Raw genomic sequence first — 13428 nt, forward strand, 5'->3', positions numbered from 1 at the left:
ATTCCGGAGAATAATTACATTGCCTTTAAATATTTCTTTACTTCTTCCAGATACGGATACATGACCATATCATCTGAGAATGCCGGAATTATTTTTCTGATCTCATCATACAGCTCTTTTGTAGATGAAGAAATTTTATCCTGGAAACCTAGGTATTCAATTGCCTGAATAATTGTAATTGCCTCAATTGCCAGTACTTCAAAAGCATTTTCTATTACCTTTCTACATATTACGGCGGCATTGGTTCCCATACTTACGATATCCTGATTATCATTATTATTTGGGATACTGTGAACGTACATAGGATTTGATAACATCTGGCTTTCTGCTGTAGTGGAAGTTGCCGTAAACTGTACTCCCTGCATCCCGAAATTGAAACCTAATTTACCTAAATTTACAAAAGGAGGCAAAATTTCGTTGATTTTTGCATTTAAAAGATAGTTCAGCTGTCTTTCTGCAAGCATTGTAAGTTTAGTCACTACAATTTTAAGTTTATCCATTTCCAAAGAGATATAGTCTCCGTGGAAGTTTCCTCCGTGATAAACATGTTGATCCTCTACATTGATAATCGGATTATCATTGGCAGAATTGATCTCATTTTCAAGAACTTTCTCTGTGTATTCCAATGTATCTAACACCGGTCCTAAGATCTGCGGTACACACCTCAATGAATAATATTCCTGTACTTTTTCTTTGAATACTTTTTCCTGTTCTTCAAAGTGAGTATAAAGATGATCTTCTCTTTTTCTGATCAGTTTACTGTCTGCTAAATGCGCTCGCATTCTTTCTGCAACTTTCTGCTGCCCGTAATGTCTTTTTGTTCCATTCAAAGCTTCTGATAAGTGATCGTCATATGCCTGAACAATTTCGTTGATTGCACACGAAAGTCTGATAGAAATATCTGTTAACTGGTTCGCTTTATAAGCATTAACAATTCCAATTCCTGACATTACAGATGTTCCGTTCATCAAAGCCAGTCCTTCACGGATTTCAACCTTAATAGGTTCTAAAGCTTCGATTTCAAAAACCTCTTTTGTAGATTTTCTTTCTCCTTTATAGAATACTTCTCCTTCTCCTATCAGAACTAAAGCAAGGTGAGCCAGCTGAACAAGGTCTCCACTCGCTCCTACTCCTCCGTGCTCAAAGATCAATGGAGTGATATCTCTGTTTATTAATTCTTTAAGAAGATCAATCACAGATTCATGTACTCCTGAATTTCCTAAGGAAAGTGTATTCATCCTTGCAAGCATACATGCCTTAACTTCCTGGGCTGGTAAGGGATTTCCGATTCCTGAAGAATGGCTTCTGATCAGGTTGTATTGAAGCTGATGAGTATCTTCATCGCTGATCTTGAATTGTGCCATAGGTCCGAAACCAGTGTTCACACCATATATTACTTTATTTTTTGAAAATTCCTTTAAAAACTGAAAACTTGTATTCACTCTTGATAAAAGTGATTCATCCAGTTCTATTTTTTCATTTTCAATGATAATTTTTTGAAAGTCTTTCAGTTCTAAAAAGTTGTTTATTTTCATCAATTAAAAGTAATAGTTGATAATTTTGTAAAATATTAATTATTTGTCACTAATTTTGCGGCAAAGATAAAAGTTATTATTAAAATAAAAAATCAAAGATGAGCAAAGAATTTGTTGACGTTCTTGTAATCGGTGCCGGACCTTCCGGATGCGTGTCTTCTTCTTACTTAAAGAAGAATAACGTCAACGTAAAAGTGGTCGAAAAGACAAAATTCCCAAGATTGGTAGTGGGTGAAAGCTTAATTCCAAGAGTAATGGATCACTTTGAAGAAGCCGGATTATTCCCTGCATTAGATAAAATGGGCTTTGAAAAGAAGCTAGGGGCTCGCTTCCTTCGAGGTGATGAAGTCTGCATTTTTGATTTCAGCAACAAATTCGGAGAAGGCTGGGACTGGACCTGGCAGGTACCAAGAGCTGATTTTGACAACACTCTTGCTCAGGAAGTCATAAATAAAGGAATTGACCTTGAGTTTGAAACCGAAGTTATTGACATTAAATTTGACGGAACGGATTCTATCACCACCGTAAAGAATAAAGATGGCGAAACTAAAGAAATCCATGCTAAATTCGTCATTGACTCCAGTGGATACGGAAGAGTGCTTCCACGTTTATTGGATCTTGAAAAACCTTCAAAGCTTTCTCCTCACTCTGCTATTTTTTCTCATGTAAATGATATTAACAGGGAACCTGGTGAAGAAGGAACATTAATTTCTTTTGACATCATTGAAACGGAAGTCTGGCTTTGGGTAATTCCTTTTTCTAATGGAAATACAAGTATAGGTATTGTAGGACCTACTGAATATATTGATCAGTTATCTGAAAACGGAGATCCGGCTGAAGCTTTAAGAAAGGCTATTTCTCTTTCAGATTATTATGTAAAACGTTTTGGAGATGTAGATTTCCTTTTTGAGCCAAAGCATTTGAAAGATTATTCATGCTCGGTTAAAAGTTTATTCGGAGACGGATTTGCCTTAACGGGAAATGCTTCTGAGTTCCTTGATCCGGTTTTCTCATCAGGAATGGCATTTGCTACGGAATCCGGAATGCTTGCTGCAAAACTTGCTTTAAGACAGCTTAATGGTGAGACTATCGACTGGCAGAAAGAGTATACAGATTATATTTTATATGGTGTAGATGTTTTTACAACTTATGTAAAAGAATGGTATACCGGAAATCTTCAGGAACTGTTTTTCCATCAACCGGAAAATCTTGATGTAAAGAAGAAGATCTGTGCTGTTTTAGCCGGATATGTCTGGAATAAAGATAATCCTTTTGTGAAAAAACATGATACGGTGATTAAGAATCTTGCGAACCTCATCAAACTGGAGAAGGAGCAAGCCCAAGAATAAAAAAACGGTCTGAAATTTCAGACCGTTTTTGTTTTATTATTTTAAATTTCTTTTTATCTGCCTTGATAAAACCTTTCCTATAGATTCGTAGGCTGCGGCTAGTCTTCCATATTCCATGACAGTTACATCCATACCGGAAAATCTATCATATTTGTTGAGCTCTACTGTAGCCAAAACCACTGAAGGATTTTTTGTTTCTACCAATTGTATATTTCCGCTCATCTGTGTAGGCATTGCAACCAATCCGGCATGCCAGCCTGGGAAAATCCATTTGGTATTCAGGATCAATGTATATTTTGCAGAGTCATCTTTTTTGAATATTTCTTTTTTACCGGATGCATTCAACCCTTTCAGAAAGCGGTCTACATAATTTTCTTTTTTATACTTCTCCCATTCTCCAATCCATTCATTCCAGGCAGTTTCCCCTCTTTTAGGATTATCCATCACCTGCTTCTTTCTGTTTTCAAGATATTGAGCTTCCGTAATATTTTCTTTCATAAATAATACATTCTCAAATCTGACCTCCACATTCACATCTGTCTGATCTTTCAATACCCCGAAATCACCTGAAACAAGTTTCATTTTTTCCTGTCCGAAAACTGTCGTCATCATTACCATGAAGACCAGTAATAATAATTTTCTCATAGTTTTTATTAGTTTTTTTATGTAAGAATACAAAGATATTATAAAAAGAGCACTTTGTTTTCTCTTATTTTAATTTCATCTTAAATCAATAAAAGTAATTGGTTTTCTGCTGTTTGGATTAAAAACAGTTTTAGACAGAATATCAAAATCTATGATTTCAATTTTAGGGCTTACTCTCAATTTTGCACGGAAATGATCTCTTACTTCATTTACGAAGTTTTCGTTTTCCTGATCTGTGCTTAATTTAATGATGATTTCATCCAATCCGATCTCGTTAGCCTGAATTACGATCTGATAACACAGAATATTATTAAAATCATTAAGGATGTCATTCATTGCTGGTGGATACAAAGTGGTTCCTTTGTATTTGATCATCTGCTGTTTTCTGCCAATCACGGGTCCTAACCTCATCGTATTTCTTCCACATTGACATGGTTCATAATGAGCTTTTACAATATCTCCTGTTTTAAATCTCAATAAAGGAATTGCTTCTACCCCCAAAGTTGTAATGGTAAGTTCTCCGCTTTCTCCTTCTGCTACTACATTTTCTTCGTCATCAAGAATTTCGGTTATGATCAATTCCGGATGATGATGTCCCCCAATCTGAAATTCACATTCAGTAAAGGCTGTGCTCATTTCCGTAGATGCATAAGTGGAAAAAAGTTTGATATTCCACTTCTCTTTGATCTTCTGGGAAAGAATATTATCTGTAAAATCCTGATTTTTGATACTTTCGCCTATACATACAGCACCATAAACACTTGAATTTTTATAATCCAAGCCATGCTTTTCGGCATAATCAATCATTTTTAACAGAAAAGATGGAACAGTGATCAGATATTTAGGTTTATATCTGAAAATAGAGTCCCATTGCAATTCCGGGATTCCCGGTCCCATTCTGACCACACTCGCCCCCATTTTTCTTAGTCCTAAAAAATAGGCAAGCCCTGCCATAAAACGTTTATCAATGGTTGTAATCATCTGTACCACGTCACCTTTCTGGATTCCGGCACAGGCAAACGATATGGCTTCATTATAAGCTAATCTTTCAAGATCACTATCTGATAATCCAAAAGTTACCGGATCCCCTAAAGTTCCTGATGTAGTACTATAGTCTACAATCTTATCCGGAGTAATACAGAAAAAATCATGATTGTATTGCTGTAAATCATTTTTGGTGGTTGTAGGGATCTTTTTCAGATCTTCCAAAGTACGGATCTCTCCGATATTGATATTGTTTTCCTTAAATAGTCTCTGGTAAAAAGGTGAATTACCCTCAAGATAAGCCAAAAGCTTCTGAAGTTTCTCTTCCTGAAATGTTCTGATTTCCTGAGCGCTTGATTTTTCGATGAACGGATGAAATTCCAATGATTTTAATTTTGAGCAAATTTATTTAATTAAATTAAAAGTTTCTCCATATCCCTCGTTTATCTTTGGAAGATAAAAGTTTGTACAGTGGTATTACCTGCTGTATTTATAGCAGTCACTTTTAAGGTATGTGATCCGGAGCCTTTAGGACATTTTTCATCAAAAACATAGACAAAATCATTTTTCACACGTGAAAATCGCAGCCATTTGCCATCGAGTTCTGCCCGGAATGATACAATATCACCCACTTTTGTACTCCCTTTTAAGCGTAAAGTACTGCCGTTTACAACAGCTCCTTCTTTCCAATTGGGGGAAACTGATGGTGAACTATTATCTAAAATCAATTCTGCGGTCCCTAGTCTGTTGAATTGCGCCTCTGCCTGATCGCCATTCCATTTTGCTTTTACCGCATCTTTATCACTACCATAGTTAAATAACGTCACTACTTTATCTTTCTCTTCTCTAGAAAGGCTTCTATTCGGTCTTATTTTTAAAGTATAATAATCATGAACCGGAAGATAAGGATTCTGTAATACAATGGTATTGGAAACTGTATTTCCGTCACCACTGTTCTTTTCGTACATGCTGAAATTCACTGCATCATACATTGCATTTTTACTGAAACTGATTTCTGCATGATCTGTAGTAATTGTTTTTCCGCTATTGGGAAGAACAACATTTGCCATTTGAGGAATTTTTTCTGACACTTTACCAAGCTGAACCTTTGTTATTAATCGACTGGTGTTTCCATTGGCATCTTTCAAAACAATTTCAATGGTATGAATATCTTCATCCTGAAGGCTGATAACTCCTGAAAGACCGGGAGTACTGTAGTTCTGCAGTTTCATTCCTGGTAAAACAGATAAATGCTGGATTGCCATTTTATCCCTGCTAAATTTGGTATAATCAATGCAACCATTCAGATAACGGGTGTCATCATAGCTTACTTTATCGATTGTAAAACCATACATCAGCTTTCCGTCCATCAGCAGTTCAGCTTTATAAATTCCCAGATTAAATCCCTGGTTAGCTTTGTCTACAGCTTTTATCCCAAAACTTATCATTGGAGAGTTTACTTTAACAATATCTGTGGTATAGGTATTTCCTGTCTTTTTAATGGCAACTCCGTTAGCTCCTGGCTCATAAGTACTAAAACGACGGTCATACCAGTAAAGTCCGCTGATGATCGGGGCTATAGAATCCGGAATATTAAATCCAAACAACAAAGGATTGAGACATTCTTCTGTTTTGGAATCTCTTATCTCAAAATGCAGATGCGGTCCTGCAGAACCTCCGGTATTTCCACTCAAAGCAATAAGCTGTCCTTTTGTAACCGGAAACTGATCCGGCTGGAAGGTAATATCCTGTTCCCATTTTTCGTCTTTATACTGCTTTTGTTTTACATATTCATCAAGCTTATCGAAATATGTATTCAAATGGGCATATACAGTTGTAAACCCATTGGGATGGGTAATATAGATTGCATTTCCAAAGCCGTATCGTTCTACTTTTATTCTGCTTACATAGCCATCTGCTGCAGCCAGTACAGATAAATTTTCCTGACTATTAGTCCTCAGATCCAATCCCATGTGAAAATGATTGGTTCTTACCTCTCCAAAATTGGCAGCCAGCTGCATAGGAATATTCAACGGATTGCGGAAATAGTTTTGGGGATAGTTATTTTGAGCGTTCATGATGATTGTATTGATCAAACAAATAATAACCATCAGTTTGGGAAGGTTTTTCATACAGCATTTGGGTTTAGTTCTACTTAAATATACGAGATTTCAAGCAATGATCATGCTATTATGCTTTAACAGATTTTATTTTCCTACGGATGGTATAGATTACAGAGCCTATTTTTAATTCTTTTCCATTTATCAAGCTATCATTTATTTATTACACACCAAGTTTTATCACTTCCCAATGATATTTATGATATTTGCACCATCGATCAAAACATAAAAGTAATTTTTGTAGAAAATGCTGCGAAAGAGATAAGATTGCTTTATAAAGGAAAAATGTTCTTTTATGCTGCTAAAGTAGCAACCCAAAATTTTATACATCGACTTTCACAAATAAAAAGCGAAAAAACAACTAGAAAAGTAAACTTTGAAAAAATCTTAATGCTCAATCAAGCTTTAAAGATTGCAAAAACACTGGAATGAATATTAGTCAAATAATTATTAAATAATATTAATCATGATAAATAAACAAAAGAAAGAAGCGGAAGTATTAGAAAAGGTTAAAGAACTCATCAAAAAAGATCCGACGATATCTATAAGATGTTCCAGATATGAAGAACAGGAGATCATGAGAGATAATTCTTTAAAGGATGTGATTGTAGTAAGCTTGTCTGATGATCTATATGGAAAATCATTTTATGTTTATGCAGATGCTGAAACCTTGGATCTACTATATGTACAAGGTCCTCATAGATACATAGAAATAAAAGACTTTTTTGAATTATAGATAAAGGATAAAGTTTATATCATTTCACATAATTCAAATATCTAAAATCAAGATAAAAGAACAAGTCGATTAATTAATAGATACAGCCATCCCGGGTGGTTTATTTTTTTCCAAATCCACATAAAAACCGTAAATTAAATCCGCTCTTCCATCCTTCTTTATTCACTTTTCATCACTCTTTTCATTTATATTTCTGAAATTGAAGTTTTTAATAGAAATTACCTAAATAAAACATATCTTATAAACCGACAAAATTCACTAAATTTGCAGACTTAATTAATCAACGAATATTGAGATATTTACAATGAGCCAATTTAAAGAATACAAAAACCTCAACCTTATTGACGTAGCAGAGAATGTAGCGGAATTTTGGAAACAAAATAAAACTTTCAATAAGAGTGTTGAGATTCGTCAGGGAAATCCTGAGTTTGTTTTTTACGAAGGTCCGCCTTCAGCAAACGGTATGCCTGGAATTCACCACGTAATGGCAAGAGCATTGAAGGATATTTTCTGCCGTTACCAGACTCAAAACGGGAAACAGGTTTTCCGTAAAGCGGGCTGGGATACGCATGGTCTTCCTGTGGAACTGGGTGTAGAAAAAGAATTAGGAATTACAAAAGAAGATATTGGCAAAAAAATCTCTATTGAAGATTATAATAAAGCTTGTCGTGAAGCGGTAATGCGTTATACTGATGTATGGAATAACCTTACTGAGAAAATCGGATATTGGGTAGACCTTGATGATCCGTACATTACGTACAAGTCTAAATATATGGAAACGGTTTGGTGGCTGTTGAAGCAGTTATACGACAAAAGCTTGTTGTATAAAGGATATACAATCCAGCCTTACTCTCCAAAAGCAGGAACAGGACTTTCTTCTCACGAATTAAACCAGCCTGGAACGTATCGTGATGTTTCAGATACAACTGTTGTAGCTCAGTTTAAAGCGAAAAAAGATTCATCTGCTTTGTTCAACGATGTTGATGGAGATGTACATATCCTTGCATGGACGACAACTCCTTGGACATTACCATCCAACACAGCATTGACAGTAGGTAGAGATATTGAGTATGTTTTAGTTAAAACATTCAACCAATATACATTCGAGCCAATTACGGTTGTTTTATCCAGTGTATTACTACCTAAAGTTTTCGGTAAGAAATATGCAGAAGGAACTGATGAGGATTTTGCTAACTATACTCCAGAAACGAAAGTAATTCCTTTCAGAATTTTAAAAGAATTTACCGGAGAAAAACTTGTTGATACAAGATATGAACAATTGGTTCCTTGGTTTACGCCAAATGATAACCCTGAAAATGCTTTCAGAGTAATCTTGGGTGATTTCGTAACGACTGAAGATGGTACAGGTATCGTACACACGGCTCCTACTTTTGGTGCTGATGATGCGAGAGTAGCTAAAATGGCTCAGCCTGAGATCCCACCAATGTTGGTAAAGGATGAGAACGATAATCTTGTTCCATTGGTAGATTTACAAGGTAAATTTATCCAGGGTGAGAATGTACCTGAAGTATTCTCAGGAAAATATATCAAGAACGAATATTACGATGAAGGAACTGCTCCTGAAAAATCTTGGGATGTAGAGCTTGCGATCTTGTTGAAAACAGAGAACAAGGCATTCAAAGTAGAGAAATATGTTCACTCCTACCCACACTGCTGGAGAACTGACAAACCGGTATTATACTATCCGTTGGATTCGTGGTTTGTGAAGATGACTGCTGTAAAAGACAGATTGGTTAATCTTAACAAAGAAATCAACTGGAAACCTAAAGCTACCGGAGAAGGACGTTTTGCTAACTGGTTGGAAAATGTAAACGACTGGAACTTATCCCGTTCAAGATATTGGGGTATCCCATTGCCGATCTGGAGAACAGATGACCTGAAAGAAGAAAAGATCATCGGTTCTGTAGAAGAGCTTTACAACGAGATTGAAAAATCGATTGCTGCTGGATTCATGACTGAAAATCCATTCAAAGGTTTCATCATTGGAAATATGTCTGAATCGAACTACGAGCTTGTAGATCTTCACAAGAATGTAGTAGATAAAGTAGTTTTAGTTTCTGATTCAGGAAAAGCAATGAAACGTGAAAGCGACCTGATCGACGTTTGGTTCGATTCAGGTTCTATGCCGTATGCTCAATTGCACTATCCTTTTGAAAATAAAGAATTAATCGACAACAATAAAGCATTCCCTGCAGACTTCATTGCAGAAGGTGTTGACCAGACTCGTGGATGGTTCTATACTTTACACGCAATCGGAACGGCTGTTTTTGATTCTGTTGCTTATAAAAATGTAATGAGTAACGGTCTTGTTCTGGATAAGAACGGACAGAAAATGTCAAAACGTTTAGGAAATGCTGTAGATCCTTTTGAAACACTTTCTGTATACGGACCGGATGCTACCCGTTGGTACATGATCTCTAATGCAAACCCATGGGAAAACCTGAAGTTTGATATTGAAGGAATTGATGAAGTAAGAAGAAAGTTCTTCGGAACCCTTTATAATACCTATTCATTCTTTGCTTTATATGCGAATGTGGATGGATTCAATTATTCAGAAAAAGAAGTAGAGAACCGCCCTGAAATCGACAGATGGATCCTTTCTGAACTGAATTTATTGATCAAAGAAGTAAAAGCATTCTACGAAGATTACGAACCTACAAGAGTGGCAAGAGCGATCAGTACATTTGTGAACGATAACTTGAGTAACTGGTATGTAAGATTATGCAGAAGACGTTTCTGGAAAGGAGATTATTCTGATGATAAGATCTCTGCTTATCAGACTTTATATACTTGTCTTGAAGTAGTTGCTAAATTGTCAGCTCCTATTGCTCCGTTCTTTATGGATCAGCTATATCAGGATCTGAATAAAGTAACTGGTAAAGAAAACTGTGAATCTGTACACTTAACGGACTTCCCGGTTGTTGACGAAAGCTTAATCGATCAGGATCTTGTTGAAAAAACTCACCTGGCACAGAACATTACAAGTATGGTTTTCTCTTTAAGAAAGAAAGAGAATGTAAAAGTTCGTCAGCCATTACAAAAAGTATTAATTCCTGTATTAGATAAAAAGACCGAAGACCAGATTTTAGCTGTAGCAGATCTTATCAAGCAGGAAGTAAACGTTAAAGAATTACAGTTAATCAATGCTGAAGAAGCATCTCACTTAATTGTAAAACAGATAAAGCCAAACTTCAAAGCTCTTGGTCCTAAACTAGGAAAAGATATGAAGGTAGTAGGCGCAGAGATCAGCAATCTTACCACAGAACAGATTGCAGGTCTTGAAAAAGAAGGAAAACTTGATGTTCAGGGTTATGAGATCACACTTGATGATGTGGAAATTTCTACAAAAGATATCCCTGGATGGACGGTAACTTCTGATGGTAAAACAACTGTGGCATTAGATTTGACGTTAACCGATGAGTTAAAATCTGAAGGTATCGCAAGAGAATTCATCAACAGAGTTCAGAACCTGCGAAAAGAGAAAGATTTCGAACTTACAGACAGGATTAATATCTCTATTGAAGAAAATTCACCCTTCCTTGAAGATATTAAGAAAAATGAGCAATATATTTCTTCCGAAGTCTTGTCAAGTAAAATAGAAATTGTATCTTCACTTTCAAATTTTAACGAAATCGAAATAGATGAGGTTAATTTTAAGATAAATATCGAAAAAAATTAACATGTAGTTATTGTATTTCAAATTCCATTTCATAATTTTATTAAAAAAGAGAAAGAATATGTCAGACGAAAGAGTTAGATACAGCGATGCTGATTTACAGGAATTTAGAGCGATCATAAAAGAAAAAAATAGAAAAGGCGGAGAAAGATCTTCAGCTTATCAGAGAAAGTTTCATCAATGACCAGAATAACGGGACTGATGATACTTCACCTACTTTCAAAGCATTTGAGGAAGGTGCAGAGACTTTGAGCAAAGAGCAGAACTCTATTCTGGCAGGAAGACAGGAAAAATTTGTTCGTGATCTTAAGAATGCCTTAATCAGAATCGAAAACAAGACTTACGGTGTTTGTAGAGTAACAGGAAAATTGATTCCTAAGGAAAGACTTTTAGCCGTTCCTCATGCTACCTTAAGCATCGAAGCGAAAAACATGCAGAAATAGCCGTAAGGTTTGTAAAATAATATTGGGTTTATATTGTATCTCCGGATACTTTATAAACCTAATTTTTAATGTATACCCATGAGCGAAGTATTAATTTTGGTGATTATTGTAGCTGTAGTACTGGCTTTTTTCAACAGAGAATGGATCAAAAACAGATTCTTTCCTAAAAAGCATACCAACTACACCATTGATGACCAGTTTAATTCTGATAAACGCGACAGGGAAAAGGAAATCGACAGACTTTTGAGTAAGATGGGCAAAAACGGAATCAATGACCTTTCCGAAAAAGACCGGAAAAGACTTGACGAGCTGTCCAAAATGTAAAAATTTAAATACTAAGAAATGGAATCAATCATAGTACATCCTAAAAATTCTATGGAATTGAGCGCCCTAAAAAGCGTTTTGAAAGAAATGAACATTAAGTTTGAGAAAGCTCATGTGAAAAGTTCATATAACGGACAAAAAGTGGTTAAGAAAGCAAGCGATAATAAAAACGTAAGACCTGCGTCAAAACCTTCAAAACCTAAAGGAGAGTAATGAAAAAGATCTTAGCGATTACATTTTTGGTATTGTTAATAGACCAGGCTTCAAAAATTTATATTAAAACTCATTTTGAGCTTAATGAAAGTATTCCTGTTATAGATGGGTTTTTCAATAAGACATTTGTTGAGAACCCAGGAATGGCGTATGGCTTTCACTTCGGAGGAATTATAGGAAAGTATTTCCTTGTTATCTTAAGAATATTCCTGATCGGGGGAATGGTGTATATGTTCAAAAAATGGATAAAAGAAGGAGCTTCGAATTATCTTTTGATTCCAATGGCAATCATCTTTGCCGGAGCTATCGGAAACCTTATTGACGGAATGTTCTATGGGATGATCTTTGACAGCGGAACGGTTTATGATGCAAGTACAGACCGATGGATCGGCTATGGCGGCGTTTCAAAATTTGTCCCTTTTGGACATGGATATTCCACCTTTATGAAAGGATGCGTTGTAGATATGCTTCATTTCCCGGTAGTAGACTGGTATGTTCCTAACAACTGGCCCATCATAGGAGGAAAACATATTGAATTCTTTAAATATATTTTCAACGTTGCTGATTCAGCGATTACCGTAGGAGCTGCCTTCTTATTAATTTTCAGAAAAAAAGCTTTCCCGAACGGACTTGAATTCTAAAAGATTTATTTCTGATGAAAAAAATAATTAAAAATATTTTTAAAATTTTCCTGCTTCTTTTTGTGGCAGGAATTATTTTTATTGCCTGGGCAAATTACAGCATTAGGAAAGATAGCTCAACATCTGTATCTTATAATATTGCTGATGTTCCTAAAGCCAAAACAGCATTACTCCTGGGAACCGGAAAAACACTGAACAACGGAATGCCCAACGCTTATTTCTACAACAGAATAAAAGCGGCTGCTGACCTGTATAAAAGCGGAAAAATACACTACATTATTGTAAGTGGTGACAACAGCACCAAAGATTATAATGAACCGGAAGATATGCAGGCTGCATTAGTTCAGCAGGGAGTTCCACAGGATAAAATCATTCTGGACCATGCCGGATTCAGAACTTTGGATTCTGTAGTAAGGGCAAAAGATATTTTCGGACAGACTAAACTGGTGATCATTTCTCAGAAATTCCATAATGAAAGAGCGGTTTTTCTTGCCAAGCACAATGGAATGGATGCTTTTGGATATAATGCAGAGGATGTGAATAAATATACAGGTTTAAAGACCAATCTGCGTGAATATCTGGCTAAAGCTAAAGCCTACTGGGATCTGATGTTTGGGGTAGAACCAAAATTTGGCGGGGAAAAAATTGTGATCCCTTAATTTTTATTAACCACAGATTTTCACAGATGATGGGTATAAGTATCGTGAAATATTACAGGCTGATAGGTGTTGACTAATACCA

At 35.8% G+C, this 13428-nt stretch carries 11 protein-coding genes and 1 pseudogene; 8 read left to right on the forward strand and 4 right to left on the reverse strand.

The genetic code is table 11. The features are described from left to right. Nucleotides 1-14 precede the first annotated feature (14 nt). On the reverse strand, nt 15-1535 hold the full coding sequence (gene flxA, locus AC5YGG_RS14520; RefSeq protein ID WP_496145191.1) for a flexirubin biosynthesis tyrosine ammonia-lyase FlxA: 1521 nt from the start codon (nt 1533-1535) through the stop codon (nt 15-17). Nucleotides 1536-1633: 98 nt separating this feature from the next. Here flxA and AC5YGG_RS14525 point away from each other — a divergent pair, with 98 nt between their 5' ends. Beyond that, nucleotides 1634-2884, forward strand: coding sequence for an NAD(P)/FAD-dependent oxidoreductase (locus AC5YGG_RS14525; protein ID WP_496145192.1), 1251 nt, complete (start codon nt 1634-1636; stop codon nt 2882-2884). Between the two features lie 36 nt (nt 2885-2920). Here the strand turns inward: AC5YGG_RS14525 and AC5YGG_RS14530 are convergent, their stop codons facing one another. From AC5YGG_RS14530 to AC5YGG_RS14540, 3 genes are all read right to left on the reverse strand, one after another. Further along, the gene (locus tag AC5YGG_RS14530; RefSeq protein WP_496145193.1) at nt 2921-3529 is read right to left on the reverse strand and encodes a hypothetical protein; all 609 of its coding nucleotides are present in this window, start codon (nt 3527-3529) and stop codon (nt 2921-2923) included. Nucleotides 3530-3604: 75 nt separating this feature from the next. Beyond that, the gene (gene flxY / locus AC5YGG_RS14535) at nt 3605-4897 is read right to left on the reverse strand and encodes a flexirubin biosynthesis putative acyl-CoA ligase FlxY (protein ID WP_496145194.1); all 1293 of its coding nucleotides are present in this window, start codon (nt 4895-4897) and stop codon (nt 3605-3607) included. 59 nt (nt 4898-4956) lie between these two features. Beyond that, nucleotides 4957-6645 (reverse strand): M23 family metallopeptidase, encoded by a 1689-nt coding sequence (locus AC5YGG_RS14540; RefSeq protein WP_496145195.1) that lies wholly within the window; start codon nt 6643-6645, stop codon nt 4957-4959. 454 nt (nt 6646-7099) lie between these two features. On the opposite strand from AC5YGG_RS14540, the gene AC5YGG_RS14545 reads away from it, so the two are divergent. The 7 genes and pseudogenes from AC5YGG_RS14545 (at nt 7100) to AC5YGG_RS14575 (ending at nt 13346) form a co-directional block, all read left to right on the forward strand. Further along, a complete protein-coding gene (locus AC5YGG_RS14545) occupies nt 7100-7369 on the forward strand; it encodes a hypothetical protein (protein ID WP_496145196.1) in 270 nt (89 codons plus the stop codon). Nucleotides 7370-7673: 304 nt separating this feature from the next. Then, nucleotides 7674-11069: an isoleucine--tRNA ligase gene (gene ileS / locus AC5YGG_RS14550; protein WP_496145197.1), complete on the forward strand. Its 3396-nt coding sequence runs from the start codon at nt 7674-7676 to the stop codon at nt 11067-11069. A gap of 58 nt (nt 11070-11127) precedes the next feature. After that, nucleotides 11128-11509, forward strand: a pseudogene (locus AC5YGG_RS14555) (TraR/DksA family transcriptional regulator). A gap of 78 nt (nt 11510-11587) precedes the next feature. Further along, nucleotides 11588-11833, forward strand: coding sequence for a DUF6576 domain-containing protein (locus AC5YGG_RS14560; RefSeq protein ID WP_496145198.1), 246 nt, complete (start codon nt 11588-11590; stop codon nt 11831-11833). Between the two features lie 18 nt (nt 11834-11851). After that, nucleotides 11852-12046, forward strand: coding sequence for a DUF2683 family protein (locus AC5YGG_RS14565; protein WP_160138027.1), 195 nt, complete (start codon nt 11852-11854; stop codon nt 12044-12046). Continuing rightward, on the forward strand, nt 12046-12687 hold the full coding sequence (locus tag AC5YGG_RS14570) for a lipoprotein signal peptidase (RefSeq protein WP_496145199.1): 642 nt from the start codon (nt 12046-12048) through the stop codon (nt 12685-12687). Before AC5YGG_RS14565 ends, AC5YGG_RS14570 begins: the two co-directional genes overlap by 1 nt. A 14-nt stretch (nt 12688-12701) precedes the next feature. Then, nucleotides 12702-13346 carry a SanA/YdcF family protein gene (locus AC5YGG_RS14575; protein WP_496145200.1) on the forward strand — a complete coding sequence of 215 codons (645 nt, stop codon included), beginning with the start codon at nt 12702-12704 and terminating at the stop codon, nt 13344-13346. The last annotated feature ends 82 nt before the right edge of the window (nt 13347-13428 follow it).

The sequence above is a fragment of the Chryseobacterium sp. CS2K3 genome, assembly GCF_059515185.1.